Below are 24531 nucleotides of genomic sequence, written 5' to 3' on the forward strand. Positions count from 1 at the left end.
ACCTAACTTACCTAACGGTAGTTATGACTTCAACAGCAAAGGCGTCCCATGAAACAGGTTCAAAAGCAAGATCAAAAACAACAGCAAACCCGGCCGAGCCGGAAGCCATTTCAACGTATCGCATCGACAAGCAAACCGGGAACGCAGGTTGACGGGCGACCCGGAAGGTTCCCTAAGCTAACCAACACGGCCCGGGCGGAAGTATTGGCTGTCTTGCTGGCATCGGAGGACATGACCGGCGTTGAAAGTATCTTTCAAAATCGCAATGCCAGTCTCAATACCGTCATACGGGTACTGATGAGAAAGTACGGATGGCCAATTGAGCGCCGCGACTTCCCAACCAATATCGCCGTGGGCAGAGCTGGATGGGCTTCGACGTGGAGTCTGCCGCAGGGGGTGGTGGAGGTCGCCCTCGCTGCCGGTGGACGTGACTGGCTAAGCGGGGTGATGGCATCAAGAGCCGCCAGATCCGCCCGAAGCCGCGGCGTGGAGTGGCGTCACCCGGACTCATTTCGGCGAACGATTGGCGGTCAATATGAATGAACGTGAAATTATTACGGCCGCCCTTCGCTGGCATAACGCCCGAAACCATCGGCTCCTGGTGGGTGCCCAGAAGCGCCGCGCCGATGAGTTGGATGCGTTCACGGGTTTGTACCTTCAAGTTCAGACCTCCCGGCAACTTACCCACGCCAAGCGCGTTGAGCAGGCCGCCCTGCGCATCTTGGCAAAAGCCTGCAAGGAACACCGCGGCCACCTTGAAATGGTCGAGGACGCCGATCTAGTGATCGAAGGGCGCTTCATTGAAATTGAAATGAGTGCGCAATCCATACAAGGAGAGAACGATGATTAACGGTTTATCTAACTCAGGACTGCTCAAATCTGAGCGCTCCCCGAACATGCAACGTCACACAGTTAAGGAGTAAACCGATATGGGCTTCAAAACAATTCCATGTAAGTGCCCGGTCTGCGGCAAAGCATTTAAAGCAGAGGCGTATCAATTGAGGGCGCGCATACCCTGCTGTTCGCGGACCTGTGAGCAGGAGAGACGACACAAGGCCAGCCGAGATGCCAAATGGCTGAAGTCAATCGCTCTATATAGGCAAATAGGCGTTTGAGTAGTGAATGAGTTCGACAATCATTCTCATTAATGATCAAACTCGGGGCCCAGGGGACGGGGTAAATTGTCGCTGATACCCGCCTGATTACGGAACTGGCAAAACGTCTGGACTCTGGGCCTCCGCAACGTTACGGAAGGGCTAATTACGGGGAGGGTGCTTTGTAGTGTAGGTGCGGGTGCGGTCTATCTCCGCATTTACGGAGATGCGCATTGCGGGCACTTCGCGTGCAGCGGGCCGGCCTGAACTCATCATGGTGGGCGTTCGCACCTGCACGGCCTTTACCGCCGCACACATGGATCATGTGATCGATCACATGATAGGCATCAGTCCGATTATCCTGAGCGGACTCGGTGGGGTAACATCGTGTGACCGCACCTCGTGCTTATGAACTGGGCCGATTACCGGAGCTGACTACACGCGGTAACAGCCTGTGACCGCTTTGACGAATAGGGGGCGATTGCTCCCAGCGGGCTACACACTCGCCCAAAACGTTTTCGGCGAAGTCGGCCTGCTGTTCTTTAATCCCCTCCTGCATAGCTATATTCTGATTACTAAACATAAAAGGGTTCAATGCCGCTTCGCACATGGGAACGATTCTCTGAGGGCATCGATCATCAAGTTGCTTGCCACCTCACCCCATCTTGCGGGCCTCTCATTTACATACTTCTTTACGATCGCAACAACTTGCTCGCTACTTGCATTGGCTGGACTACAAAACAAATAACCGCTATAGCCATCGTAAGTGGCTATAGCGTAGCCTACCAGTAGAGCCGAGTACCAATAATCATCAGATTGGGCTCGATTTTCAGCGATGCGATCACCAGCCCGAGACCACTTAACGATGTCATTTCCAGTATAAAAATAGGCGCTTGCTTGCCCTGCAAAAACGTATATCGCCAGCACTGCAATTATTTTTTTCATTATTAGACCTTTGGGTGCCACATGTGTACATCGCTTTGATGTATCTCAGCGTTGTTAGTCTTATGTACATAAAAGTGTAAAACAAAAAAGGTAATAACGGCAATAAACTTATGGCAACAAAATTCCCCTTCATATCCAAGTCAGGCCTCTAAGCCTAAGAATGCTGACACAAACAGATGGCGCAAATTTAGGGCTTAAAAATTAAGCGGTAAGGGCAAATGAGCCACACACGAAATCTTACGAAATGATGAGTTAGAACTCCCATCCCCATTGCTTCGCCGCGACCGGCCCTTCTACTCTGACAGGATATTGCCACCCTGGTGGCGGCATGAAACGCACGCCTACCCGCTCGATGCGGTCGATTAATGAGGGCTGTACCCGCACGTGGTTTGCTGCGGAAGCCACCCGTTTGTAGAGGGTGCTGTCAGATATGGCAAGATAAGTGCAGACGTCTTCACGCTCATTATTGAAATGAGCAAGTACGATCACATAGGCGGCTGCTTCTGAATAGCTGGACTTAAGTATGACTGCAGAACTCAATGCCACCTCGTGCGCCACCTCTTGCTCCAGCAAAGAAATTAACGGGTCTGAGGCCGCACTGGCAGGCAACCGTTCCGACCACTTAAATTCCCCTTCTATATCCTGATCGATGCAAATAGCAGAACGTAAGCGGGAATCGGTTTGACGCCTAGTCTGGCTATACAATTTGCTTAAAACCAACTCTTGATCATCCGGATCTGAAAAGTCGACCTCGCTCCCGCGCTTCTCGCCGATGTCGCTGGCGACGATCCATGCATCAGTGTGCAAGTCTTTAGCCGATAACCCGCTCTTAGTTACGTAGCCTATGCGCCTTAGCCGGGAGCTCATCTTAGTCAAAAATAACGAGAAAAATTTGAACATGCAGGATTGTTTCCCTAAAGAAATGTTTCGTAGTTTGACGCATTTGCCACAAATTAGAAAGACTCATTGGGGGTAATGGGGGAAGCGGTGAGTACGGGAAAGGGTATTATTATTGTTATATAAATTATGTTGTCCAATAGTAATCAATAGTGTATTTTGTGGAAATGTTAAGCATTACCGAATTTGCAGCTATTCACGATTATGGGAACACGGTGGCATGAATCTTAAGAGAAATTATCCACAAGTTGCGTGCCAATTATTTCTCATGAGTATTAATGCGCCAATGCAGCGGTGCCTAGCATAATTAAATAATCTACCTTGGGAGCGCCGTGAGCCAGCAGCCACTTTTCGAAATAGAGGTAAAACAACTCATTCCAAATGGGATGGGGTCGGCCGACCTTCGCTATATTGCGATTGGAGCCGATGGGCATGAATATGCGGCAAAAGAGTCTTCAATTGCCAATCCTTCTTTGCCAGCAGCCGAATATCTTGGGTATTGCTTTTCTGCTAGGTGTCAAATTGCGGTTCCGGCAACTGCTACATTGGTAATGCAAGATGGTACTTTTGCATTGGGCTCAAGATTTGAGGGGGGCGTCGGGGGCTTTTCTGCGCTGATGCCGATCGATCAGAGCGCAGCACTGGCGGCTTGCGCTGCGGAGCTAAGTGCTTTGTTGACATTGGATATTTTCTTGGCCAACGACGACAGACATGGCGGAAATTTTTTATCCAGGAGATTAAGCCTGACGGGGAAATGGTCTATGATCGCGATAGATTTTTCAAGGGCGATGTGGATGGGTGGGTTTCCGAAAACTGACGTAAGTCACACTAGAAAGAATGGAAATACTGCAAATACTATCCAGCTTATGAAAAATAGCCTTTTGTGGGACAATGGAAGGTCTAGTCTTACCGCCTCCGCATTAGGGGCTATCACACCTCAGTTATACGGCAACTGGGTAGCGGCCATGCCACCCTCGTGGGTAAATAAGGAAGTCGCTGAAAGCGTGGGATGGTGGGCATCTGCCGAAAGAACTCAAAGAATTAGCGATTTAATCGCTTGCCTATGAAAACTACTGACTATTATTTTTCCGTGTTGCGCGTAGTGCCCAATGTAATGCGCGGGGAACGTGTAAATGTAGGTTTGGTAGTATTTCATCCTGGAGGTCACGATGTCACCATACATCTTCACATAATTAAAGATCGTCTTAGGGCGCTTGATCCTAACCTTTCAGCAATAAAGTGGGACGCATGGGCGATGCAGGCCAAAGAATCTTTAACAGCAATTCCCGTAGAAAATCGAGTTCATTTTTTACAAACTGCGTTCTCGCCGATCACGACTGATACTCAAACTGGTTGGTTTAAAGCAACCAGTGAAGAGGAAGTACAGGACAATATCGATGGTCTCCTAAAAAGATTAGTTGTAAGCCCACAACGTGTTATCCGGATAGAAAATAAAGGCCTCCCTCGAACTACTAAACTTCAAGCTGAGTTGAAAAATTGGTTCAAGGCCCAGAAAATTATGGGTAAAAATATGGATGACCTTAGCCGAAGCCAGATCGTATCCGAATATCCAGTGTCTCTAGAAACTGACTCGTATGCAGACTTTGCGTTTAAAAATGGTGCGCTTCATGTTATGGAAACGATGGATTTGCGTGGCGTAAATTACCTTTCAGCAAGGCTACGGAATCAAGCTGCATTCAAAAGCATCGTGTTAGATCAGGCCCGGGAGGTAACACAGGGAGGAGGCCAACGGATTGCCGTCGTGTCTGCGAGCGATTACTCTCTGGTGAAGCCCGCCATAAAAATGATTGAGCGAAATGCAGATGACGTCATATCAATGGAAAGCCAAGAGGACATCGACCGGCTAATTCGTCGGCTCACTGAAGCACTTCATCTAACTACTCAACTTTCAAACCCAACATTAAATCTTTCCCATAATAAAATTACTGATGTGGCATTCAATAAAATGAACCCATTTTAATAATTGGTTTACTCCAATGCCGTTGGGTCGATAACGGAATTATGAATCATTAACCCACCTTTCTCGGTGGGTTTTTAGCGCCTGGCGATTCGGTAAAGTATGAAAAATCAGTGAGGGCGGGATAGGCTTTCAAGCATCTATTTGGTACAACGTCAAAAAAAGAGCGAGGGCAGGATAGGGGTTAAAGACTCTTTTTGGTACAAGTCCGACGCAGCGATCTTGCGCGGTGATAAATTGATGAGCGGTTTTGACTTGGTAAAGGCTTAAGGAATTATTTTTGCATCCATGTTTGTATCCATATTATGGATTTAAAATCATCGAAGCCTTTATGTATAAGGGTTAGAGAGCATTGTTAGACTCCCACCTTCCCTCCAAGAATAAATCCGCCGGTGTTTCAGGCAGACCAAAAACCCGTGATTTCATAGAGGAATCACGGGTTTTTTGTTTACTGTAATTCGGGGCTGTTTCTTTACAGACACAAAATTTGTTGGTAAATTCAATGGTTGAAAAACCCAAGGAAAAAATCCACCAACATGTCTTTGACTGATCTCGCTTGCCGCACGGCTAAATCTAAAGAAAAGCAGTATAAACTAACTGATGGACGAGGCCTCTGTCTTATTGTTCATCAGAACGGCAGTAAATATTGGAGCGGCGCATACCGCTTTCTGGCAAAACAAAAGTCTCTTTCCCTCGGCGTATATCCAGAAGTGACCTTGTTACAAGCGCGAGAAAATTGGGAGATTGCGCGTAAATTGCTTAAAGCTGGTAGCGACCCCAGTGCAGTCAAGCAGGTAGAAAAGGCTGGCAATTTACAAATCGCGCAGCAAACTTTTGAACTGGTTGCGAGAGAATGGCATAAAGCCCGGTTCAGTACCTGGAAGGCCATCACCGCCCAGAACAACATCCATCGTCTTGAAACCGATATTTTCCCCCAGTTTGGCGCGTTGCCAGTATCAACCATCACCCCGCAACAAGTGCTTGCCGCATTGCGGAAGATCGAAGCGCGTGGCGCGTTGGAGTTATCCAGCAGAACTTGCGGCCTTTGCTCCCGGGTGTTTAATTTTGCGATTGCGTGCGGTTACGCCACCAACAATCCTGCTGCACCGTTAAAGGACGTATTACAGGTGCCGATAAAAGGCAACTTTGCAGCCATTGAAGTTGAGGAATTGCCAGCGTTTATTCAGACCTTGACGCGTACGCCCGACCGCATGTTTATTGCGACCAGGGTAGCGATCTGGTTGATGATGCATACCTTTGTGCGGACAGGCGAGTTGATTGCCGTGCCATGGTCAGAAGTAGATCTGGACAAAGCGGTATGGACGATTCCGGGTGTCCGAATGAAGATGGGGCGCGACCATGTTATTCCGCTATCGCGCCAGTCGCTAGCACTCTTCAAAGAGATGCTACCGCTAACAGGAAAAAATCATTACGTTTTTCCCAATCAGCATCGACCGGCGGAACATATGTCAGACGGCGCTATATTAGCCCTATTGAGACGGCTCGGTTACGCGGGGAAGATGACGGGCCACGGTTTTCGGTCGCTGGCTATGGGTACCATCAAACAGGAGCTCGGCTACCTGCATGAAATCATTGACCTGCAACTGGCCCATGCCAAGGGAAATAAAGTAGACGCTGCTTATGATCGTGCCAAGTTTTTGAACGAGCGTACAAAAATGATGCAGGACTGGTCCGACTATATCGATCAATTGGCTTCAGTATCGACTTCCTGACAGCGCGCATCCATACGGGATTCGATCCACGCGTCCACTTCGTTTTCGATCCAGCCGATGGCCTTCGCGCCTAAGTTGATCGGCGCTGGGAATGTTTTGGCTTTAACTTGCCGGTACAGATTGGTGCGCTTAATGCCAGTTTTAGCGATGACGTCTTTTACGCGCAGGATTGAGTAGCTCATTGTTTCCTTAATTTGTTTAGAAGAGAGAGTAGGGAATCGATAGTCGATACGCCTGCCTCATAAAATCGGAGGTGATTAAATCAAAGTGGGCTTTTAAAAATAGTTGCGCGTATTGGGCGCAAGCCCCTATGTAAACAGAACACCTCACCGCCACCCACAACGATGCGCCTCCAGCAATGCGGCAATCCAGCCTTCATCCAGCCGCTCAAGCGCATCCAGCGGATGATGAAAGCGCGACGACAACAGGTCGAGCCGCCCGTTCAGCAGGGCCGCAGCCACGGCCTCACCGGTGCTCATAGTCCCGATGTTATCGGGGTCGATTGCGACCGCTTGGGCCAGCAGTGCTACTCGCTTTAGTAAATGCGTCATGGTGTCTCCTTGGGTTCATCAAAAATACGGGGATAAGGGCAGGCGTTCAGCGCTGCCCATGCCGCAATGAGCGCGGATTTGGCCTCCTGAGGAAATTTATTCACATCAGGAAACGACCAGTCCGGCTGTTTTTCTCGCAGAGGCACCGCGGGGTGCGTACAGTTATTTACACGAGTCCGAGGAAGGGCAACTGCCGCCCCGTCGCATGCGGTGGTGTCCGATGGCACAGGGGTCCAGATATGGCGCACCGACTTGAACACCACCCCAAACAACGCCGCACAATGCACGCCATACGGTGTCGATTTAATCGTTTCACCATAGCGACCGATGCAGGTGGTCAAATCTTTCGCCAGTGTGATGATTAAATTTTTACGCGGGATAACCGGACCGCCTTGCACCCGCAGATACTCAGCAAAGTCTGCGCGCTTTTCACCTTCAATTTTTTGGGCTGCGTTCCAGGCGCGGCGCATCGGCGCTGGCGCTTCGTTGACCATCTCTTCCTTGATCCGACGCAACTCGCGCCAAACCGTCACCGGTGCGCCGCCCCATTGTTGAAATTGGCGGATACCCCAGCAGGCGGCCCATGCGTCAATCCGCGCCGACGGGACCAGCTCCTGGTCACCGACACAATCGGTGACCACCACATAACCATCTTTGGTCTTGTGGTCGCCCACATGCGCGCCGTCGATATTCTTGGAAACATACTTAGCGATATAGCCAGCCGCGCTCCCTTTGCGCCAGTCAATCCGCTCCACCTTCAGACGGCGCGCAAACGCACCCGGTTCGCCTCGGTTAGCGGCCCACGCATAGCGCTTCATCAGACGTGTGACGCGGTTTGCTACGTCGTGTATATGCGGTGTCTTAAATTTCGCGGTCGTCCTGACAAACAACAACATGTGCCAGTGCGGCGTGGCGTCGTGGTGCGGTTCCGCTATCCTGAATCCATACAAAGCCAGACCACGTCGCGCCATTGCCGCCCGGAAGCGGGCGGTCAGATCCTGTAAATATTCATTCGCCTCCCGCGGTGTTGCGCCGCTATATTTAGGATTCGGTTTGCCACAATGCAACGTCGCATGAAAGCGTGACGGACAGGTCCACGTAATAAATAATCCCTCGTCCCCCACTTCCTTAGCGATGGTTTCAAAGCCATTCAGTCGCAACATTAATTCTCCTCGTCGTATTGCCTTGTTCGCCGTTGTGGTACCGGCCAGTTCGGCCAGCGTGAACTGCTGACCTAATTCGTTTTCTAGTTTTTGGCCTTCCAGCGCCAATACGTTGCGGCGGTTTTGTGCCTGCCGGTTGATCACGGTGTCGTTGCTGGCATAAGGTTCGCCGCGGTAGTGCACATAGCCGAGGCGGATATTGCCTGCCTCAAAAGCCCGTCCGACGCGCTTGCGCAATTGCGCGCGCCACCAGTGCGGATTGACGGCGCGGGCGATCACATCTTTCAGCGCCTCAAACGCTGGCGGATCAATCCCGTATTCGGTACATTCGCACTGGATAATCTGCAACGCATGCAGGTCCGATTGCGCACCCCACAGTGCCGAGACCACATGCGCCGCCGCCTTCTTCGCGGTCGCCACAATGTCTGCATCGTGTTGCGACAAATCCACGCCAGCAGGCACATAACGCTCGGCAAATTCGCGCACCAATGTAGTGGCCAGCGATTCATAAATTTTGTACCAGGACGACCACGCCATTTTGTCCAGCGCCAGACCGATGACGCGCCTGCGCCATTTGTAAGGCAGTCGCGCCAATTCCGGTGCAAAGCGTTCAGATTGCAGAAAACTTAAATGCCGCTGCCGAAGTGGTAAAACGACGCGCTTAGACCGCATGCAGCACCCGTTCAAACATGCCGACCGAGGCCACCACCGCCGCCTTGATCGCCGCCCGCTCTGATGGCTTAAACGAATGGATCGGACTTTCCCAACGCGCCATGTCCAGCCCCGCCACGTACAGCACATAGCGGCGCGCATGCTCCGGCGTTACGCCCCATGATTGCGCTGTCAGACGCTGCAAGCGTTGCGCATCGTAGCGTGGCTTAATCAACTGGCGTGCTGCCACTAACTTGACGCGTGCATGATCGGGTGGCGTCATCGCCTCTTCAGCGGCCTCCCATGCGGCAATGATTTGGGATGCAGGCGTGAAGGACAGGTGGTTATCGATCAGCGAGACACCCATCACCAATGCCCCGCCATGCCGCCCAGCTGATGGATAAAAGTAGCAGTTTGCGCATCCAGCACTTCGCCCACTGCTGCAAGATGGTCAGCACGCAACGCATGGCTGCGCGAGATAAACCAGTTGCGCAAGTCGAGCTTGTCGATCAACAGGGCGTAAGTGCTTTTAGCGAACATGGATTAGCCCTTCACCCAGCCAAGTGCGACCGCAAAGGCCGGTGCAAACATCACGAAGCCGCACAGCAAACCAGCGCCGAACGTTTTGAGATGGGCCTTCATAGCGCGGCAGGGCTTGGAGAAGCCGTGTAGTTGCGCATAGTTTCCTTCTGCATATACTTGCGGGCGTACTTAGCCATGCCCGGCCGCAGTACGTTTTTTAAAACAACCGATGGAATCTCTTGAAAACAACCCTCATCGCCGCCAAACAAATGGGAAAATTTGACGTGGAAATTCTCAACAAACTTAAACTGCAATCCTTGGAAATGCGTGCCGTCAGAAAAGAGCGAATGATCATCGGCATCCGTAATGAACAAAGCGAGCTCTACCGCGTTGTCGGCGTCACCGGCTTGACGCAGTTTATGGATGCAATCTATCAATTGGTTGAACTCAACATGGTCGATGAGCTGGAATCCTTCGACCACCCACAGGATGGTGATGACGCCATCTTTAGCACCCGCTAGCATCATTTTTTTCCGGATGTCCTGATTCTGTAGTGCGTAGTTATTGACATATTCCATAGTGCTTTCCTTATTTAAGGGCGAAAAAATCCCGCATGCCTGAAAACAGGCATGACCGGGTACAACGTCAAAAGGTGAATGGCGCTAGCGGAAAACTACGGCGGCGCGAGAATGGTGCGGGCGCGCATAGCGGCCTCAGTCATTCTTAAATAACGCTAGTTGATTAGCGCAAGCATTACGGACGTGCTGGGATAAATGGATACGTACTTCAGGGTTAGGAATCGCCGACATCGACAACGTGCGCAGCACTTCAAGACTGGCGACAAAGGTGTGACCGCATTCCGGGTTCTGGCACATGTACGTGATCTCTTTCATCAAGGTAGACATCGTGCGGCTTTTGGCGGCGCGCACACGGTGTTGGCAGTGGGGGCAAGGCAAACTAATTACGCGCATGGCGGGGTGTCCATAGTAATCAGCCAATTTTGATAACAAAAAAGCAACTATCTGATATCAAAGTCGCGGAAAAACCTTACGATTTCATTTTCGATTGCGGGTTATCATTTGTAATCGGTATGAGATAAAAATGAATACATCATTCGAACGGAATGATGTATTTTTTTTGTCTTCCATATTGAGTGCCATTAGCGTGAGTGCAAACACATGGAAATTCGGCATTTATTGGCAATAGATAACTAGGAGTAGGAATGGGCGCATTTATTGCATTGACAAGTTTTATTCTGGTTTGGTGGGGCTTGGCAAAATTGTTGAAAAACAAGGGGAAGGGAGCATTTTTTCGTCACATGGGTGGATTTGCGGGTGGTGTTCTAGCACTGTGTATTGTCGCCATAATAGAAGTTCCAGAAAATAAAGACGGGGATAAAACTATCGCGCAACATACTGCCGCAATAGCGCCAAACGATGGCTCCCTAATGAAGGAGCTAGCGCCACAGCCAGTGGCGTCTATCTTGTCGGTAACCGTGATTCAGCTTTCAAAAGATTACGAGGTTAACGAAGTTGCAGCGGATCAAAAATACAAAGGTAAAAAACTACGTGTTTCAGGAAGTGTTCAAAGTATAGATAAAGACATGTTTGATAACATCGTAGTTCGCCTCAAAGCGACGAACGAATTCATGGCAGCAGTGGCGAACCTTGGCAGTGAGCATGAGGCGTTAGCTGCATCGTTATTAAAGGGGAAGAAAGTTACCTGGCATTGTGTCGGTGGCGGGCTATTAGTTGGAAGTGCAGTACTAAATGATTGTGTCCCTATCTAAAATAGTCGAGCCTACAAAATTTTGGACTCAACATAATATTAACTTCGACGTGGGAAATTTTTGGAAATGGCTCGAACAGGCAAGAGAAATATATTAATAAAACAGGAGTCAAAATTATTCGCGGTAAAGCTGGTGTTTTAGGAATGGTAGGGGCATGAGCACAGCGCTAACCGTGCCAACGGCGAAGGGTAATCCAGACGTAGTCCTTCATGGGGAAGTTGGACAACAAGTCACCGGCGATATCAAAGCGCCGCAAACTTTTCATAGCGGAGGAACAAAGAAAAAGAAACCGCCAGTCTAAGAATAATCGATTCTTTTAGAAGAAATAAAAGCAACTATCTGATATCAAAGTCGCGGAAAAACCTTACGATTTCATTTTCGATTGCGGGTTATCATTTGTAATCGGTATGAGATGCAAAACAAATACATCACGTCGTTAGTGATGTATTTTTTTCGTCTTGTTTTAACCATTGGCCTTGCGTGGCTTAGATTTGCCTCGCACAACTTCAGTAAGACGAAAGGATTAATGAGAGATGCCGCCATATTATTATCGCTCCCCGTGGTTTGGTTTGCCTTTGTATATTATTTAGGCTCGAAATGTGTAAGACCAATCTTTCGGCACTTAATCGGTGCTGCGTGCGGAGGGCTTTCAATGGTTGCTGGCGTGTTAAGCACATTAGGCGCCCACGTAGATTGGTCGACCATCATATTCATACTTTTTCTTTTTGTACTTGTCGTTTTCTACGGTCGTGAACACAAAAAAAAGGTGCTGGAAAAGATGGCTGTGGTCGGTCAACGGACGCACATGGGGGCACAGCAAGAGCAGAAAATTAATTTAGAAAAGTTAAGCGAGTCGGTCGTTATCAAAAAACGATCCGCACGCAAGGCAACTCGGAATATCCCTTCCCAATTGATACAAAGGGTGGCCTCCACTTTACCTGATCAGATCGTTTTTCTATATGAGAATGCGGATGGAGATATTGCTCTTCGTGATGTCAATGTGACTTCAAAATACAGTAATGAACGAGGTGATTTCTACATTGCAGGTTATTGCCTTAAAGCCCGCGCCAGCCGGACATTTCGAACTGATCGCATCATCGGTACAATCACGCGCTCGTCGACTGGCGAGATTCTTTCCGTTGAAGAATGGTGGAAACTATTCGCCGATATTACGCCTCGGTTCATCGCTGCACGAGCGCCCACTGTCTATAAAACCGGTCCAGTCAATATCATGTTCACCGGCTACAGAAAAGCCGAACGCGAGGTGATGGAATCCTTCGCCGAGAATGCAGGATGGACGGTAAGAAAAACGATTTCAAAGACCTTGGATTATCTGATGGCGGGCAAGAATGCCGGTCCGTCCAAAACTAAAGATGCCATAGCATATGGTGTCGAGATAGTAACTATGTCAGACGTAGAAAGTTTTCGGGAATGGCTCGAAGAAGCAGTAGAAGTAACGTAATAAAAACAGGAGTCAACACAAGCATGCCAGAACCAAAAATTTTTCCCCGCGATACAGAGCAAGAGAGAAGTAACGACGCAGGTATATTTCCAGAAATGCAGAATGTATATTCCTCTACCAAGTTGGTAGCGCTTACCGTAGATGAAATCGAGCTAATCAACGGATATCGCACCTTGGATCTACGAAAAAAAGCCAATATTCTCGGTACCATTAGCGGCACGCCATGTGTCGGCGGAAGTCCAGTCATCTCCATCTTTGGCAGAGTCTGTCAGCAGGTATCCGGCAATATCACCGCCACTCAGACGTTCAATTTAACGGCGGGGGAAAATAAGAAAGACGTCTGACAAATGTATAACAGGCGTTAGCGGGCGGCGGTTTTGTAATAATTGAGTCCCCCAATATACCGCAGCAACGCGGCGCACTTTTTCATCAGGAGCAGCATGCACACTACAAGCCTATTCACTAAATGCGCTTCACTTCGTACACGCTTTCCGGGGACAATAAATTTTTCGGACAATGGTGACGAAACCGAAAAATTTCACGTCCCGCCACGACCTACATTGCCGCCTCCAAAACCGCCATCGCGCACTTAAAAGGAACCACCTTGACTGATGCACATTTCACCTATATCTGGAACCGCCGCCATGAACTGAAGGTACGTACGCTGATGAATCGGCTGTACTACCAGGAACGTCGCCGTATTTTTGAAAATCGGGAAAATGTTGTGAAAGCGGCCTCGCTATTATTTGGCACCATTGCTTTTGCTAATGTGGCCAGCCCGGATATCATCAAAATATGCGCTGCCATCATCACTGGCGCAAGCGCTTGTTCGTTGATATTTTCTTTTGGCGTCAAAGCGCGCGACAGTGCCCAACGCACGAGCGAATGGATCGCGTTGGAGCGCAGCATTGATATACGGGGGGAAACAGAATTTACCGAAGCCGATCTCAATCAATGGACGGCCAGAGCACATGATATTGAGGCGACGGAACCAGCTGCGCATCAAGGGATTTTGGATCAATGCCACAATCGTGCATGTACCGCGTTAGGGACTAATACAGACCACCAGACCAAGTGGTGGATGCGTTATCACTTGTTTAGTCTGGTACCTTAAAATTTGAAACGCTGCGGCTTGATTTCAACATCTCGGCTGCAGCCTTTTTACCAAAAAGCTCCGGCAGTACGTCCCGGGCTGGCCGGGATTTTGCGAAGTCCTCAGCTGTCCATTCAGGATTGTCTTCACTAATGTATTCGGGGTCTACTTTTTTAACCATTTTTCAGTCTCTCTTTCAATTGCTGGGCGCGGTCGATTTATACAACAGGAACTTGTTAAGAGGTCTCCTACTGCACAACGGATCGAGATTAGTGCGTTAACGCATGGTCTTTGAGCCAGTCACGCAAAGCGCCGTCCATGCGAGTTTGCCAGCCGTCGCCAGTAGCACGGAACTGCATTAATACATCCGGCGACAGGCGGATGGTGATGCGTTCTTTGACTGGCGACTTCTGTGGACCACGTTTGCTTACACCTAGTTTTTTCAACAGCGAATCAGGCAGTACCTCTGTGGCCGGTTTAAACCGTGCGAAGTCATCCGTCGTTAGTTCGCGGACTTCACCTTCTTTATCGGTTAAGGGTAAGCGGTTTTTCATATCTCTTTCCTTCTCTTAAGTTGGCTTTACGAAAACTAATGACGCGGATTCCGACGTCACTTTCTGTAAAACAGAGCACGTGGAGTCGGTGCCCGAGGTATCCCACTGCGATATAGCGCTCTTCACCATAATTGTTACGCTCATCCACGGTAATATCCGCAGTAGAAATATCAAAATCGGCAGCCTGTTCGAAGCTCAGGTCCCGTTCTCGGATGTTACGTTCGTTCTTATCAACATCAAATGTAATATCCATCAATTATATTGTATGTACAAAATGCTGAGGAATCAAGTTTTCTGTATGCACATTCTGGTCATGGTGAAAAAAGTTGCAATCAACACCAAGATATCCAATCGGTATTTTTAAGGTATCTATTGAATATTCAATTGGTAGTTTGTATAATGGCGAGAGTTCACTAACCCTCGGAGATAAATATGCTTAAAGAAGTACAAATGTCGATCAAAATGGAGGCTGCGTTACGCGACCAGTTTATGGCAGTGGCGGCAGATCGCCATCGTCCTGCTGCACAAATTATCCGAGATTTAATGCGCCTTTATATTGCAGAGAACGAAACCCCTAACGCCCTGACCGCAGAGACGCTGCGAAAGAGCGAAAGAGGTGAGGATGTCTATAGCGCGTCTAACGCAGCCGATTTGTTTAAACAGTTGGGAATTTAATGCGGGTGCCAAGCTATTCCGGACAATTTAAACGTGACGTAAAACTAGCAGAAAAACGCGGCAAGGATATGCAAAAGCTGCGTGAGGTAATCGCCTTACTTCTTGCTGGAGAGTCCCTTCCGCGAGAGTTAGGTGATCATCCCCTCAAAGGCGTTTGGAAGCCAAACCGGGACCTTCATATCGAGCCGGATTGGGTGTTGATTTACACTGCAACTGCAGAAGTTGTGCGTTTCGAGCGTACCGGTACCCACTCGGATCTTTTTAGTAATTGATAAGCCGTTATGATCTTGCTTTTGATTTTAGATATCATTGAGCAAGGGTCATTCGTTTTCTGGTGGCATTACAACTTATCCCCGTTTTCGGCAATGATTGTCCGTCGTTCCTCAATATTCGCCCACGCCAATTTAACGGCCCGGGACGCCGTCTGTTTGCTGGCATACCGGTGGTCAAGCGCCTTTGTTTTGGCCCGCGTTCCCGCCAATTCTTCGCCGCGTTGATGGCTGACTTTGTCGTGCCAATGCGCAGTGACGCCGGTAATACCCGGATCAGGATCAGTCTGCTGTTCACGCTCGACTTCGGCTTCTTCTGTTTTGGTTTCCATTTCAATACCGGTCGTGAATCCACCCGCGCCGATGCTATGCGTGACTTTGGCGGTCAGCCATTCCACGCTATCAATAACGGCTTTAAAGCCAGACACGATGACCGGCGATTGCGGCATCAGCAAAGGATTGCCAACGGACAGCGTTAATTCAAACGTGGCTAACCCACGCTGGATGCGCGCCCATTCCGCGACCGCGGCGGTGCGTGCATCGGCTTCAGTGGCATACGTCGTGCGCAGCCGTTTGGCGCTACCGGGCGCACCGGCCACGACACTGCGACGCAATCCGTGTTTGTCATCGTGCCAGAACACCCGCACGCCGGTGTAGCTGTCGCGCTCGGCACTGTGATAGCGGTGGCCGTCGCCTGCTTGGCGCGTGATGATAATTGTTGGTAGTTGCTTGCCGGAGACGGTTTGGCTGCGGCTGGCCGGAGTGAAGATCAACGTGTCGTTTTTAACGGTCGCGACCGCATCGTACTTTTTGCCAAGTCGACGCAGAAACGCGGCGTCGCTCTCGCGGGTCTGGTCGATGTGCTTGACCGCCACATCGCGCAAACCATCGGCGATGCCCGCTGTCAGTTGCTGCCGGAACGCGATCATCTCAATGATGGCGCCGAGCGTGGTGTTGTGGAAACTGTGTTCTTCTACCTGGCGGAAGGTGTCGATCAGGTTCGCCGTGCGGGCGCGTAACGTGATGGTATCGGGTGCGCCGGAGTGTTCCACTTCATCTACCGTGAAGCTGCCTTTGTCGACCAGACCCAGATGTTTCCAGCCGATGTACAGATGGATGGTTGCACCTTTGGACGGGATCGCGAGCAGGCCGTCGGTGTCGTCCAATGCGAGGTCGAGCTGGTCGGCAGACTCGTTACGGCACTCGGTCAGCGTCAGGCTGATCAGGCGCGGGCGGAGGATAGCAGTTAAGTCACGGTCATCAAGCGTGACACGAAAGTCTGGGATTCGGTCGTTCATCGATTACCAAGACCGCTGACGATACCGCCGATGCCATTGACCGCATTGACATTGTTATTCAACCCTTCCAGATTGAGCATGTCGCGCAGGGTGCCGATATTGCCTAAATTGTTTATTGCATTGTGCACATCGTCATCGGTACATTTCAGCGTAATCGCAAATTCCACACGGGCCGGATCGCCATCGGACCCGAGATGCGTTTTACCTTCGGTCATGCTGGTGATGATGTACGCGCCATAAATCCGTCCGGTGCCCTGAATCAATATCCATGATTTACCGGTGTCGGCCATCAGGCGTAATGCATCGAGCGCGTACAACGATCCGGTTAGTTCGGGCGCAATCCAGCCCGACAGCGTGATGGTGTCGTCCCCCTTGCCGGTGTATTGGAACGCGTCACGCGCACCGACGCGGGCGTTGCTGACGTGTTTCCATTCGGTCTGGCGTTGTAACTCCTGATACGCCAGCGTGGGAAGACTGAAGACGAACATGCCGAGGGCCATCATCATGGTTATGTTCCTGTAAAAAATTAATAGTCATGCAGGCTGGACCGCTGCCGGGCACGCTTGTCACGGTCGCGCTGGTCTAGTGCTTTGGCGACGGCTTGGGCAATCGCGTTGCCATCCATGCCGGGGGCGGTCTGGATGGTGATGTGGATCGTGTCGCCCTGGACAACTGTGCCGCCGCTGGTGCCACGGCTCGCCATTGGTGGGCGCGTGTCAAACGCCATCGCGGGCAGCGTTGCTGCGCCAATGGCGATGCCGGTACCGAGTTGGGTCAGGCGCTTGGCGAGACTGCTGACCTGGGCCACGGGTGCGTCCTTGCTGCGGCGCAGACCGACGGCTAAGCCTTGCATCGTGTAGTCACCCAGCGTGGCAAACACCTTGCTAGGGCTGTGGATGCCGAGTTTGTCTTTAAACCAGCCGATGGCTCTTTCAGCGACGTTATCGATGGCACTTTTGAGGCCTGTCATGCCGTCCAGAAAGCCATTGGTTAAGCCGGTCATCATCGCGCCGCCGATGTCCATGAACTTGTTCCCCATACCTGAAAGAAAGTCGACGATGCCGTCGCTAACGGATTCCACCTTTTCTTTAAGCCAGTCCCAGATGGCACTGGCGCTACTTTTTATGCCTTCCCATGCGCGATCAAAGATATCGGTGACCGTCTTCCACAGATCGATAAACCACGCCTTAATCGGGTCCCAGTTTTTATAAATTAAGTAAGCGGCTAGCGCAATGCCGAGAATCAGCAGGATGATCGGATTTCTGAGCAAAATCTTACCTAACGTCAACATGATCTTACCGATACCCTTAAAGGCACGACCAAGGCCCTTTAAAATTGGTATCACAATGCCGCCTTTTAAACCCAGGGCGCTAAGCACAAATCGCATGAGGGCAAAGGGGCCAAGAATGGCGGCAACGCCGATTGCCAGCGCGCCCAGCACGACTAAGACGATCGCCAGTACAACGGCAATTTTAAGCAGGGTGCCAGCCAGTTGAGGGTTGTCTTCGATCCAGCGCGAAAGGCGTTCCATCACGCGTCCGACAGTATCCATGATGTCTGTCAACGCCGGTTTCAACGTGCTGCCAGCCATGGCGGAGAACCCGAACGCTTTATTTTTTAATAGTTGCCACTTGGCCGACAAGGTATCGAGCCGCGCCTCAAACTCACGGTCCATGCTGCCCTTGGCGGCTTCGCCGTTTGCCAGTTCTAATTGCCGCCGGTATTCCCCGACACCACCGGCCAGCTTGGCGATGGCACCACTCCAGTCTTTGCCGAACAGGCGAGTGACGGCTTCCGTTGTCAATTCTGCCGGTAAGGCGTTGATCTTGTCGAGCACGTGCAATATCGTGCCTTGTGCGTCCTTGATCATGCCCATCTGGAGGTCGGTGCTCGTCATGCCGATCATCCCGGCACCGATCTGAAACTTTTCCGGATTCATCTTGGCAATCTGCAACTGACGCATCATGCCGGATGCAGCGGTATCGGCCCGTTCCGGTGATTCACCAAGGGTCAGAAAGGTGGAGGCAAGCGCCGCGGCATTGCGCACCGGCAAGCCGATGGTCGATGCGGCACCGGCTAAGTCGCCTTGCAGGACGTTAATAATATCTTTGCCTTTGGACAGCGCGTTATCGTCGAGGTAATTAATCGCGTCCCCGAGTTTGTCGAGGTGTTGGATTGGGATTTTAAAAATGCCCGCGATCTTTCCCATCTGGTCGCCAATTTCGTCCGCAGGCATGTCGAACGCGGTCGCCATCTTGGCGTTATTGGTAGCAAATGCGATCAGATTTTCTTTGCCCTGTATCCCCATGCGCGCCCCGGCCACGGTCAGGTCGATCAGCTCGGTGGTCGCCATCGGTACCCGCGTTGCGAGATTCTGGATCGCCCGCCCCATGTCGTAATAGGTCGCGGTCAGTTTGCCGTTGGCGTCACGCGCGCCGTCGACCTGTTTGGCAATGCCGAGCATGCTGTCTTCATAGCGCATGAAGTCCCTGACCGTTTTGAGTACCGGCATGCCGCTGGCGACGCCCGCTGCCGCCATGCCTGCGCCTGCCATGGCGACACTTCCCGCAGTCGCACGGGTAGCGTGCAGACGGTGGCGGGCTGCACCCATGCGTTCCTGCTGGCGGGCAATACTGACGAGTTTTTGTTGCTGTGACGAGAGTTCGGCGTTCGCGTACGACACGCTGTCCTTGAGCCACGTCTGGGCCTGACCTAAATTTTTGGTGCTGATGCCGGTGCGCGCCAGCGCGGTGGCGAGTTGCTTGTTGGTCTCCAGATTGGCACGGTAAGTGGTTTTTAATTTCTCTGCGATGGCTTGCGATTTCTTGTATTCTGCACTGAGTTTTTTGACCGCTGCCGCCGCAGGGGATGCCTGTGCAGTCAGCGTACCTAACTGGTCGCCGATGGCTTTGGCATTTTGCTGCGCATGGCGTAGTGCGACCGAGGTAGTTTTGAGGCCGCGCTTGAGCGCAACGAATTCATTAAGTTTTTTTGCTGACTGCCGAGTTCTTTCAAGCGGTCGCTGGTGGCTTTGATGGCCTTGGCCGTCGGAGACGCAGCAGCCTGTATTTTTTTAAGCGGACCGGTGATTTTGTCCAGCGCGGTCATGATGACTTGTAATCTGAGGTCCGCCATGATTATTCCTTATTACTCTGATTCAGACCGCAAGCGTGCGCGTTCGCGCCAGTCCATTAACTCGGTTAATTCAAACGTGGCCATCGCCGCAGGGTCCCAGTGGAATACCACGGCGATGTCGGCCATCGCGTTTTCTACGCGGTCGGGGAGACCATGTGCCGATCCGCTTTCTTCGCTAAAAAATACGCCACCTCGGCACCGAGCGCCATCAGGTCGGCCAGATCGAGGTTGTTGATATCTTGCGGGGTCAGGATCGGGTACGAGATGCGGGGCAATACTTTTTGCAGCGCGATGACGTCTAGATTAGCGACATCGACCAAGGAGACGCCGCGCAGTTCTCCGGCCTTTGGCTTACGCAGCTGGACTTCGGTAATTGTGGTGTCGCCGCGCTGGATCGGTTCGTCGAGAGTGATGGTGACGTGGGTCGCGTTATCTGGTTTGGTGATGGTCATGGTGGTGCCTTTTGAGAGAGTGAATAGAATGTTTTATTACAGACCGATGGCTTTGCGCAGATCGTCATTCATGCTGACGCCGCCGATTTTTTCCACGCAGTTCATGAAGTCGAGTTCGATAATGTCTGCGTTGTCGACCGTCAATTTGTAATAACTGAGTGCGGTCGAGTATTTATGTGCGGTGTCATCGCCGACCTTGGCAGAACCCATATCGATTTCTTTATGCCGTCCGCGCACGACAATCTCGACCGCGGTGGTTCCGCCGGTATCGTCGTTTTGAAACGCTCCGGCAAAGCGTAACTGGACTGCATTATGCGATTTGGCAGCGTACTGTTTTAAGGCGTCGACGACCAGCCCGCCCGCGGTCCATTCGAGCGTCAATGCCTCGTTGCCCATGTCGACCATGACCGGGCCGCTCATGCCACCGGCGCGGTATTCTTCCATCTTGCGGCTCAGTTTAGGAAGGGTTATTTCAGGCACCAGTCCCAGATAGGACGCGCCATCGTTGAACAGATTAAAATCTTTGAGTTTGCGGGGTAAGCCCATTTGTACATCCGATCGGAAATAGGGTTAAGCAGTAATGCGGCTGGCGAAGTCGGCCAGATAGCGGTCGGTAATCCGTTGCTGAAACACCAGATTTTCTAAAGGCGGGACCGGCGTGTAGTCGTAATCAATGGCTAGCTTGCCCGCCTTCAACGTGTCTTTACTATTAAAGGCTTCGTCGTACCAGGCGGTGCCGTCGATGATGTAACCCTGCGCTTTCAGGTCGCGGAATTTGGCATTGATACTTTCAATCAAGTCCTTGACTAAGGATGGATGCAGCGGCTTGTCGACATACGTAAAATGCGCCTCGGCTATTGTGTCGGCCAGCACCTGCGCGGTGCGGGTGTAATTCTCAAAAAAGAAGAATTCCGGCACCTCGCAAGTGCGCGACCCCCAGAAACGAAAGCCGCCGTTATTGATCAGCGTGGTGACTTCATGGCTGTTCAGGTAACCGGCGTCGGTGGCCGGATCCTGCAAGTCCCAGAATACGTCGCTACTGATGCCGGTCGGACCGTTGACCGGCATGTTCGATAACGTTTTATGCCAGCCGATTTCTTCATCGATTTTGGCGCGTAAGCCGAGCGCATAGGCGACCGCGGAGATGTTCACCTCGGCATCGGTCGCGGTGTCCCAGTTCACAAAGTCGGGCCAGATCAGCATTAATTCGCGTTGCCCGAAATCCTTGCGATAGGCGACCGCGTCTTCTTTGGTCTGGCACCCGTGTGCGGCGACGTATGCAAAAGCACGCAGTTGCTGGGCGACACTGGCGAGCGCATTGGCGACCGGCTTGGTGTCTAGTCCCGGCGCACCGAGAATGCGCGGCTTGATACCGAGTTTGCTTTGCGCGGCCAGTAACGCCTTGATGCCGGTGTACTTGCCGCTGGCAGTGACGGTGCCGATGACGTTGCTGGTGGTGGCGTCCGCATCGTCGCCTTCGGCCACACGGACGACTATCGTAAACGGTTTGGTTTGCAGGCCGATGGCCTCTAACGTGCGGCGTAAAGTTCCTTTTACACCGGCCTTTCCGAGCGCGGCAATCACGTTGGTCAGTAACACCGGCGTGTCGAGCGGAAATGTGACCGGATCGGCATCGTCGGCGGTGGCGATGAGGCCAATGACGGCGGTGCTGATGGTGCGGATGGGACGGGTGCCGTCGTTGATTTCAAGGACGCGTACACCGTGGTGATAGTCAGCTGCCATAAAGACTCCTGTAGGTTTGTGGTGCGTTCAGATAGTGGCGTTGGGTGCGGCGGGCCAGCAAATATCGTTCGGGAAATCCGGCTTTTCTGGAATGCGATTGAGCGCGGCGCGGTAGGTTTTCCACGCAATGGCCAGTCTCCTGTCGGTGTCGGTGGCGTCATTTAGATCAATGCGGTCCTGATATTTATTCACGTCGTTCGTGGCAAGGCTCAGCTCGTAATAGATACGCTTATACGCGGACCGGGACAATTCTTCGTCAGTCGGTACGTAGTCCACTACGAGACCCCATTTGCCGGCGTCACACTCGGCATAAATCTGACGACCATGTTCATAGAAATCCTTCGGCGTGGCTAAAAATGAAACGTAGTTCTCGGCGTTTGCAAATTTGACGTCGCATTGAATTCCATTTGGCATGCGCACCGGCTGGCGCACATCGGTATAGGCATAGGGATTTTCTGATACTGGTGGCAGCGTGGTTGTGGTCATGATGGATCCTGTGGTGAAGTGGGTGCATGCAAAACATGCGGGATAGCGCTTAACGGGCTGTGTGGTCGTCCGGCTGCTGCGGCCATTCAGGTTGCAGCGGCCAGCCGTTTTGCTGATTGACCCGGTTAAGATTGGCCCGGAATTTCTTCCATTCTTTTTGCCTTTTGAGATCGCTATCGGTGGCTTCTTCAATGTCGATCAGATCCTGATAGTCATTGACGTGTTGATTCGCGATGGCGAGTAGTGTTAACTTTGTCTGCGCGGCGTTCAACTCTGCCTCGCCCAATAAACACTCTTCAAAATGACGCGCCCAGATTCTTCTTATTTGCTTGATGGTCGGCTGCGTGACCTCGGTATCCCAGATGGCGATGATGGCCGGACCGGTTTGCGCAAGTTGATTACGCTCAATAGGGTGAGAAGTCCAGAAATCTTTGCCACATATCAATTCCGGATAAATCTTTAATACGCAAAAGGCGAGTTGGTCGTGTGTCAGCCATTGGGTGCTCTTCATCATGTGGTCTAGCCCAATCCCATTGTGACGCCGCGCAGATGTACCCGAAAATTGCCAGAGACGTTGGAGCGTAATCCGACCAGAACGAAGGGACTGGGCAAGTCAGCGGTACCACCGGTTCTGCCGGGGTCGATACTGCCGAATTCATGTAAGCCACTCGAGTGGACTGCAGGAATTTGAGAAAGGTGGAATAGCGTCATTTCTGCAGGTGATCCTGCGGCCATACCCCAGAGGTAATAGGGCTTGATCCCGGGATTTTCAACGTAGCGCGCTCTGATGCCGCTGAGCGTATTGGCGTTGCCGGCGTTGCTGGCGTAATGGACGCTAAAGTTAGCGGGATTATATAGCGCGCCATCATTCGGATCTGCATAGCCCCCATATACCCACGTCGGTTGACCGTCCCGGCCTTGCCATTGCAGGCGGATGTTGTGGTTACCGCTGATCTTGCCGGACAGCGCCGCATTGAGCGTCGTCAAAAAGACAAAACTGCCCAAATCGGTTTTGTCCACCGTGGCTTTCAGGACTTTGTTATTCCAGCCGATCTTGACGGTATTGAGCAATTGATCGACGCCGGTGCCTTGCTGGACCGGGGTAAAACCGAGTGCATCCTGTTTGTCGTCCGGATTGAAGGTGATCCCATCCCATGCCAGCTTCCATGGGCGATCATTAAATGTTGGACTGTCGCCGGTGTAACCGGTGCGTGACCAGCTGCGCTGGACGGTGCCGCCATTGCTATAGCACTGATGGATGAACTGACCGCCGTTAAAGGTGGTGAGCGAGCCGTAGCCGTCGCCATCCGTTGGCAAGTGGGTATGCGCGAGAATCCCGCGGTCGTTGGTCACCGACACATCGCGCACGCCGCTGGCAATCAGCAGGTCGCAATCGGTGTCGCTGTTGGTCACGGCTTCCAGCTTGTGGAAATATAGTTTATTGCCACGTTCCTGCGTCAGGTAACCGGCATGCGGATCGACTTCTTCTTTATGAAGGTCCACGGCTTGCGTCAGCGCAGGCGTTAACCCCGCAGGCGTCACGGCACGGGTGGCGTCGGTGCCGGTCACGGTGTCGTCAGCGCTCGCCAGTGCAACGACTCCTTGTCGTTGGATGGTTGCCGGTGGATTGGTAAAGTTGGCGTTGCCAAACGTCAGCGCCGTCACATCCAACGTGGTAAACACCGTATCGGCGGACAACAGCAGCATCGACTGGGCGGACTTTTGCAGGATCGGTTCCGGCTGACTGTAGACGCCCAGCAACACGCCATTACTCAACCAATAGCCGATCCCGCGCACGTGATACACATCGGCGCTGTCGTCACGGATCGTCACGTGGATGGTGCCGGCGGCGACCACCTCGCCGGAGATCGTGTCGAGGCGCTTGAATTCACCAGGCAGATCGGTGCTGTCGTCGTCGGGCGTGAACACTGCAGCGGTCAGGCCGACGTGCGTGACGGTCAGCGGTGCGGTGCCGTTGTGGGCCGCGTTGATCAGCGCTGCGCGACCGACTTTGGTCGTGATGAATGGTAATCCGGACATC

36 protein-coding genes are annotated in these 24531 nt (G+C 51.8%); 12 read left to right on the plus strand and 24 right to left on the minus strand.

From position 1 onward, the window contains the following. The first annotated feature begins 48 nt into the window (after positions 1 to 48). Both HAV38_RS04410 and HAV38_RS04415 read left to right on the plus strand, forming a co-directional pair. On the plus strand, positions 49 to 543 hold the full coding sequence (locus HAV38_RS04410; protein ID WP_245182187.1) for a hypothetical protein: 495 nt from the start codon (positions 49 to 51) through the stop codon (positions 541 to 543). Beyond that, on the plus strand, positions 536 to 850 hold the full coding sequence (locus tag HAV38_RS04415) for a hypothetical protein (protein WP_168052735.1): 315 nt from the start codon (positions 536 to 538) through the stop codon (positions 848 to 850). Before HAV38_RS04410 ends, HAV38_RS04415 begins: the two co-directional genes overlap by 8 nt. Positions 851 to 1500: 650 nt before the next feature. Here the strand turns inward: HAV38_RS04415 and HAV38_RS21590 are convergent. From HAV38_RS21590 to HAV38_RS04425, 3 genes are all read right to left on the minus strand, one after another. Then, positions 1501 to 1677, minus strand: coding sequence for a hypothetical protein (locus tag HAV38_RS21590; RefSeq protein WP_209216604.1), 177 nt, complete (start codon positions 1675 to 1677; stop codon positions 1501 to 1503). Between the two features lie 8 nt (positions 1678 to 1685). Continuing rightward, positions 1686 to 2039 carry a Rap1a/Tai family immunity protein gene (locus HAV38_RS04420; RefSeq protein WP_168052737.1) on the minus strand — a complete coding sequence of 118 codons (354 nt, stop codon included), beginning with the start codon at positions 2037 to 2039 and terminating at the stop codon, positions 1686 to 1688. 252 nt (positions 2040 to 2291) lie between these two features. Next, positions 2292 to 2939: a hypothetical protein gene (locus HAV38_RS04425; RefSeq protein WP_168052739.1), complete on the minus strand. Its 648-nt coding sequence runs from the start codon at positions 2937 to 2939 to the stop codon at positions 2292 to 2294. Positions 2940 to 3268: 329 nt separating this feature from the next. On the opposite strand from HAV38_RS04425, the gene HAV38_RS04430 reads away from it, so the two are divergent. The 3 genes from HAV38_RS04430 to HAV38_RS04440 all read left to right on the plus strand — a co-directional run bounded on the left by HAV38_RS04430 (position 3269) and on the right by HAV38_RS04440 (position 6647). Further along, positions 3269 to 4003: a hypothetical protein gene (locus tag HAV38_RS04430; RefSeq protein ID WP_168052741.1), complete on the plus strand. Its 735-nt coding sequence runs from the start codon at positions 3269 to 3271 to the stop codon at positions 4001 to 4003. Then, a complete protein-coding gene (locus HAV38_RS04435) occupies positions 4000 to 4917 on the plus strand; it encodes a DUF3037 domain-containing protein (protein WP_168052743.1) in 918 nt (305 codons plus the stop codon). Before HAV38_RS04430 ends, HAV38_RS04435 begins: the two co-directional genes overlap by 4 nt. Positions 4918 to 5450: 533 nt before the next feature. Next, on the plus strand, positions 5451 to 6647 hold the full coding sequence (locus tag HAV38_RS04440) for a tyrosine-type recombinase/integrase (protein WP_168052745.1): 1197 nt from the start codon (positions 5451 to 5453) through the stop codon (positions 6645 to 6647). Here HAV38_RS04440 and HAV38_RS04445 read toward each other — a convergent pair. From HAV38_RS04445 to HAV38_RS04475, 7 genes are all read right to left on the minus strand, one after another. Then, a complete protein-coding gene (locus HAV38_RS04445; protein ID WP_168052747.1) occupies positions 6620 to 6829 on the minus strand; it encodes a helix-turn-helix transcriptional regulator in 210 nt (69 codons plus the stop codon). The two genes, HAV38_RS04440 and HAV38_RS04445, sit on opposite strands and share 28 nt — an antisense overlap. A 144-nt stretch (positions 6830 to 6973) precedes the next feature. Further along, the gene (locus HAV38_RS04450; RefSeq protein ID WP_168052749.1) at positions 6974 to 7198 is read right to left on the minus strand and encodes a hypothetical protein; all 225 of its coding nucleotides are present in this window, start codon (positions 7196 to 7198) and stop codon (positions 6974 to 6976) included. Continuing rightward, positions 7195 to 9033: a replication endonuclease gene (locus tag HAV38_RS04455; RefSeq protein ID WP_168052751.1), complete on the minus strand. Its 1839-nt coding sequence runs from the start codon at positions 9031 to 9033 to the stop codon at positions 7195 to 7197. The genes HAV38_RS04450 and HAV38_RS04455 overlap by 4 nt, the downstream gene beginning before the upstream one ends. Continuing rightward, entirely contained in the window at positions 9023 to 9382 is a 360-nt protein-coding gene (locus HAV38_RS04460; protein ID WP_168052753.1) for a hypothetical protein, read from the minus strand. Before HAV38_RS04460 ends, HAV38_RS04455 begins: the two co-directional genes overlap by 11 nt. Beyond that, positions 9379 to 9552, minus strand: a complete 174-nt coding sequence (locus tag HAV38_RS04465) for a hypothetical protein (RefSeq protein WP_168052755.1) — start codon at positions 9550 to 9552, stop codon at positions 9379 to 9381. Before HAV38_RS04465 ends, HAV38_RS04460 begins: the two co-directional genes overlap by 4 nt. A 98-nt stretch (positions 9553 to 9650) precedes the next feature. After that, positions 9651 to 10112, minus strand: a complete 462-nt coding sequence (locus tag HAV38_RS04470) for a hypothetical protein (protein ID WP_168052757.1) — start codon at positions 10110 to 10112, stop codon at positions 9651 to 9653. Positions 10113 to 10247: 135 nt separating this feature from the next. Further along, positions 10248 to 10505, minus strand: a complete 258-nt coding sequence (locus tag HAV38_RS04475) for an Ogr/Delta-like zinc finger protein (RefSeq protein ID WP_168052759.1) — start codon at positions 10503 to 10505, stop codon at positions 10248 to 10250. Positions 10506 to 10756: 251 nt separating this feature from the next. Between HAV38_RS04475 and HAV38_RS04480 the strand changes: the two genes are divergently transcribed. The 5 genes from HAV38_RS04480 to HAV38_RS04500 all read left to right on the plus strand — a co-directional run bounded on the left by HAV38_RS04480 (position 10757) and on the right by HAV38_RS04500 (position 13899). Next, on the plus strand, positions 10757 to 11323 hold the full coding sequence (locus tag HAV38_RS04480) for an OB-fold protein (protein WP_245182188.1): 567 nt from the start codon (positions 10757 to 10759) through the stop codon (positions 11321 to 11323). 154 nt (positions 11324 to 11477) lie between these two features. Beyond that, positions 11478 to 11624 (plus strand): hypothetical protein, encoded by a 147-nt coding sequence (locus tag HAV38_RS04485; RefSeq protein ID WP_168052761.1) that lies wholly within the window; start codon positions 11478 to 11480, stop codon positions 11622 to 11624. Positions 11625 to 11735: 111 nt separating this feature from the next. Then, entirely contained in the window at positions 11736 to 12785 is a 1050-nt protein-coding gene (locus HAV38_RS04490; protein WP_168052763.1) for a BRCT domain-containing protein, read from the plus strand. 23 nt (positions 12786 to 12808) lie between these two features. Next, positions 12809 to 13129: a hypothetical protein gene (locus HAV38_RS04495; RefSeq protein ID WP_168052765.1), complete on the plus strand. Its 321-nt coding sequence runs from the start codon at positions 12809 to 12811 to the stop codon at positions 13127 to 13129. Between the two features lie 260 nt (positions 13130 to 13389). After that, positions 13390 to 13899 carry a hypothetical protein gene (locus tag HAV38_RS04500; RefSeq protein ID WP_168052767.1) on the plus strand — a complete coding sequence of 170 codons (510 nt, stop codon included), beginning with the start codon at positions 13390 to 13392 and terminating at the stop codon, positions 13897 to 13899. Here the strand turns inward: HAV38_RS04500 and HAV38_RS04505 are convergent. The 3 genes from HAV38_RS04505 to HAV38_RS04515 form a co-directional block, all read right to left on the minus strand. Next, the gene (locus HAV38_RS04505) at positions 13883 to 14059 is read right to left on the minus strand and encodes a hypothetical protein (protein ID WP_168052769.1); all 177 of its coding nucleotides are present in this window, start codon (positions 14057 to 14059) and stop codon (positions 13883 to 13885) included. The two genes, HAV38_RS04500 and HAV38_RS04505, sit on opposite strands and share 17 nt — an antisense overlap. An 88-nt stretch (positions 14060 to 14147) precedes the next feature. Continuing rightward, positions 14148 to 14432: a BrnA antitoxin family protein gene (locus HAV38_RS04510; protein WP_168052771.1), complete on the minus strand. Its 285-nt coding sequence runs from the start codon at positions 14430 to 14432 to the stop codon at positions 14148 to 14150. Then, positions 14404 to 14685: a BrnT family toxin gene (locus HAV38_RS04515; RefSeq protein ID WP_168052773.1), complete on the minus strand. Its 282-nt coding sequence runs from the start codon at positions 14683 to 14685 to the stop codon at positions 14404 to 14406. Before HAV38_RS04515 ends, HAV38_RS04510 begins: the two co-directional genes overlap by 29 nt. 179 nt (positions 14686 to 14864) lie before the next feature. On the opposite strand from HAV38_RS04515, the gene HAV38_RS04520 reads away from it, so the two are divergent. Both HAV38_RS04520 and HAV38_RS04525 read left to right on the plus strand, forming a co-directional pair. Next, positions 14865 to 15107 (plus strand): addiction module antitoxin, encoded by a 243-nt coding sequence (locus HAV38_RS04520; RefSeq protein ID WP_168052775.1) that lies wholly within the window; start codon positions 14865 to 14867, stop codon positions 15105 to 15107. Then, the gene (locus HAV38_RS04525) at positions 15107 to 15379 is read left to right on the plus strand and encodes a type II toxin-antitoxin system RelE/ParE family toxin (protein ID WP_168052777.1); all 273 of its coding nucleotides are present in this window, start codon (positions 15107 to 15109) and stop codon (positions 15377 to 15379) included. Before HAV38_RS04520 ends, HAV38_RS04525 begins: the two co-directional genes overlap by 1 nt. 68 nt (positions 15380 to 15447) lie before the next feature. Here the strand turns inward: HAV38_RS04525 and HAV38_RS04530 are convergent, their stop codons facing one another. The 11 genes from HAV38_RS04530 to HAV38_RS04580 all read right to left on the minus strand — a co-directional run bounded on the left by HAV38_RS04530 (position 15448) and on the right by HAV38_RS04580 (position 24530). Then, entirely contained in the window at positions 15448 to 16674 is a 1227-nt protein-coding gene (locus HAV38_RS04530; protein WP_168052779.1) for a contractile injection system protein, VgrG/Pvc8 family, read from the minus strand. Then, positions 16671 to 17180 (minus strand): phage tail protein, encoded by a 510-nt coding sequence (locus HAV38_RS04535; RefSeq protein ID WP_168052781.1) that lies wholly within the window; start codon positions 17178 to 17180, stop codon positions 16671 to 16673. Before HAV38_RS04535 ends, HAV38_RS04530 begins: the two co-directional genes overlap by 4 nt. 20 nt (positions 17181 to 17200) lie before the next feature. After that, entirely contained in the window at positions 17201 to 19357 is a 2157-nt protein-coding gene (locus tag HAV38_RS04540) for a phage tail tape measure protein (RefSeq protein WP_168052783.1), read from the minus strand. 206 nt (positions 19358 to 19563) lie between these two features. Beyond that, entirely contained in the window at positions 19564 to 19809 is a 246-nt protein-coding gene (locus HAV38_RS04545; protein ID WP_168052785.1) for a hypothetical protein, read from the minus strand. A 12-nt stretch (positions 19810 to 19821) separates the two neighbouring features. Then, positions 19822 to 19935, minus strand: coding sequence for a GpE family phage tail protein (locus tag HAV38_RS04550; RefSeq protein ID WP_168052787.1), 114 nt, complete (start codon positions 19933 to 19935; stop codon positions 19822 to 19824). An 8-nt stretch (positions 19936 to 19943) separates the two neighbouring features. Beyond that, entirely contained in the window at positions 19944 to 20261 is a 318-nt protein-coding gene (locus tag HAV38_RS04555; RefSeq protein ID WP_168052789.1) for a phage tail assembly protein, read from the minus strand. 36 nt (positions 20262 to 20297) lie between these two features. After that, positions 20298 to 20807 (minus strand): phage major tail tube protein, encoded by a 510-nt coding sequence (locus HAV38_RS04560; RefSeq protein ID WP_168052791.1) that lies wholly within the window; start codon positions 20805 to 20807, stop codon positions 20298 to 20300. A gap of 24 nt (positions 20808 to 20831) precedes the next feature. Further along, complete coding sequence (locus HAV38_RS04565; RefSeq protein WP_168052793.1) at positions 20832 to 22004, minus strand: phage tail sheath protein; 1173 nt, start codon at positions 22002 to 22004, stop codon at positions 20832 to 20834. Positions 22005 to 22031: 27 nt separating this feature from the next. Beyond that, positions 22032 to 22490: a tail fiber assembly protein gene (locus HAV38_RS04570; protein ID WP_168052795.1), complete on the minus strand. Its 459-nt coding sequence runs from the start codon at positions 22488 to 22490 to the stop codon at positions 22032 to 22034. Positions 22491 to 22539: 49 nt separating this feature from the next. Next, positions 22540 to 23004, minus strand: a complete 465-nt coding sequence (locus tag HAV38_RS04575; RefSeq protein ID WP_168052797.1) for an XkdW family protein — start codon at positions 23002 to 23004, stop codon at positions 22540 to 22542. A gap of 5 nt (positions 23005 to 23009) precedes the next feature. Beyond that, complete coding sequence (locus HAV38_RS04580; protein WP_168052799.1) at positions 23010 to 24530, minus strand: hypothetical protein; 1521 nt, start codon at positions 24528 to 24530, stop codon at positions 23010 to 23012. Position 24531 lies beyond the last annotated feature (1 nt).

This window comes from Glaciimonas immobilis (assembly GCF_011947285.1).
Lineage (GTDB): Bacteria > Pseudomonadota > Gammaproteobacteria > Burkholderiales > Burkholderiaceae_D > Glaciimonas > Glaciimonas immobilis.

Coding starts and splice junctions, on each gene's coding strand:
- HAV38_RS04410 (WP_245182187.1), top strand. CDS start 49: ATGAAACAGGTTCAAAAGCAAGATCAAAAACAACAGCAAACCCGGCCG.
- HAV38_RS04415 (WP_168052735.1), top strand. CDS start 536: ATGAATGAACGTGAAATTATTACGGCCGCCCTTCGCTGGCATAACGCC.
- HAV38_RS21590 (WP_209216604.1), bottom strand. CDS start 1,677: ATGTTTAGTAATCAGAATATAGCTATGCAGGAGGGGATTAAAGAACAG.
- HAV38_RS04420 (WP_168052737.1), bottom strand. CDS start 2,039: ATGAAAAAAATAATTGCAGTGCTGGCGATATACGTTTTTGCAGGGCAA.
- HAV38_RS04425 (WP_168052739.1), bottom strand. CDS start 2,939: ATGTTCAAATTTTTCTCGTTATTTTTGACTAAGATGAGCTCCCGGCTA.
- HAV38_RS04435 (WP_168052743.1), top strand. CDS start 4,000: ATGAAAACTACTGACTATTATTTTTCCGTGTTGCGCGTAGTGCCCAAT.
- HAV38_RS04440 (WP_168052745.1), top strand. CDS start 5,451: ATGTCTTTGACTGATCTCGCTTGCCGCACGGCTAAATCTAAAGAAAAG.
- HAV38_RS04445 (WP_168052747.1), bottom strand. CDS start 6,829: ATGAGCTACTCAATCCTGCGCGTAAAAGACGTCATCGCTAAAACTGGC.
- HAV38_RS04450 (WP_168052749.1), bottom strand. CDS start 7,198: ATGACGCATTTACTAAAGCGAGTAGCACTGCTGGCCCAAGCGGTCGCA.
- HAV38_RS04455 (WP_168052751.1), bottom strand. CDS start 9,033: ATGCGGTCTAAGCGCGTCGTTTTACCACTTCGGCAGCGGCATTTAAGT.
- HAV38_RS04465 (WP_168052755.1), bottom strand. CDS start 9,552: ATGTTCGCTAAAAGCACTTACGCCCTGTTGATCGACAAGCTCGACTTG.
- HAV38_RS04470 (WP_168052757.1), bottom strand. CDS start 10,112: ATGGAATATGTCAATAACTACGCACTACAGAATCAGGACATCCGGAAA.
- HAV38_RS04475 (WP_168052759.1), bottom strand. CDS start 10,505: ATGCGCGTAATTAGTTTGCCTTGCCCCCACTGCCAACACCGTGTGCGC.
- HAV38_RS04480 (WP_245182188.1), top strand. CDS start 10,757: ATGGGCGCATTTATTGCATTGACAAGTTTTATTCTGGTTTGGTGGGGC.
- HAV38_RS04485 (WP_168052761.1), top strand. CDS start 11,478: ATGAGCACAGCGCTAACCGTGCCAACGGCGAAGGGTAATCCAGACGTA.
- HAV38_RS04490 (WP_168052763.1), top strand. CDS start 11,736: ATGCAAAACAAATACATCACGTCGTTAGTGATGTATTTTTTTCGTCTT.
- HAV38_RS04495 (WP_168052765.1), top strand. CDS start 12,809: ATGCCAGAACCAAAAATTTTTCCCCGCGATACAGAGCAAGAGAGAAGT.
- HAV38_RS04505 (WP_168052769.1), bottom strand. CDS start 14,059: ATGGTTAAAAAAGTAGACCCCGAATACATTAGTGAAGACAATCCTGAA.
- HAV38_RS04510 (WP_168052771.1), bottom strand. CDS start 14,432: ATGAAAAACCGCTTACCCTTAACCGATAAAGAAGGTGAAGTCCGCGAA.
- HAV38_RS04515 (WP_168052773.1), bottom strand. CDS start 14,685: ATGGATATTACATTTGATGTTGATAAGAACGAACGTAACATCCGAGAA.
- HAV38_RS04520 (WP_168052775.1), top strand. CDS start 14,865: ATGCTTAAAGAAGTACAAATGTCGATCAAAATGGAGGCTGCGTTACGC.
- HAV38_RS04525 (WP_168052777.1), top strand. CDS start 15,107: ATGCGGGTGCCAAGCTATTCCGGACAATTTAAACGTGACGTAAAACTA.
- HAV38_RS04530 (WP_168052779.1), bottom strand. CDS start 16,674: ATGAACGACCGAATCCCAGACTTTCGTGTCACGCTTGATGACCGTGAC.
- HAV38_RS04535 (WP_168052781.1), bottom strand. CDS start 17,180: ATGATGATGGCCCTCGGCATGTTCGTCTTCAGTCTTCCCACGCTGGCG.
- HAV38_RS04545 (WP_168052785.1), bottom strand. CDS start 19,809: ATGGCGGACCTCAGATTACAAGTCATCATGACCGCGCTGGACAAAATC.
- HAV38_RS04550 (WP_168052787.1), bottom strand. CDS start 19,935: ATGGCCGACATCGCCGTGGTATTCCACTGGGACCCTGCGGCGATGGCC.
- HAV38_RS04555 (WP_168052789.1), bottom strand. CDS start 20,261: ATGACCATCACCAAACCAGATAACGCGACCCACGTCACCATCACTCTC.
- HAV38_RS04560 (WP_168052791.1), bottom strand. CDS start 20,807: ATGGGCTTACCCCGCAAACTCAAAGATTTTAATCTGTTCAACGATGGC.
- HAV38_RS04565 (WP_168052793.1), bottom strand. CDS start 22,004: ATGGCAGCTGACTATCACCACGGTGTACGCGTCCTTGAAATCAACGAC.
- HAV38_RS04570 (WP_168052795.1), bottom strand. CDS start 22,490: ATGACCACAACCACGCTGCCACCAGTATCAGAAAATCCCTATGCCTAT.
- HAV38_RS04575 (WP_168052797.1), bottom strand. CDS start 23,004: ATGATGAAGAGCACCCAATGGCTGACACACGACCAACTCGCCTTTTGC.
- HAV38_RS04580 (WP_168052799.1), bottom strand. CDS start 24,530: ATGTCCGGATTACCATTCATCACGACCAAAGTCGGTCGCGCAGCGCTG.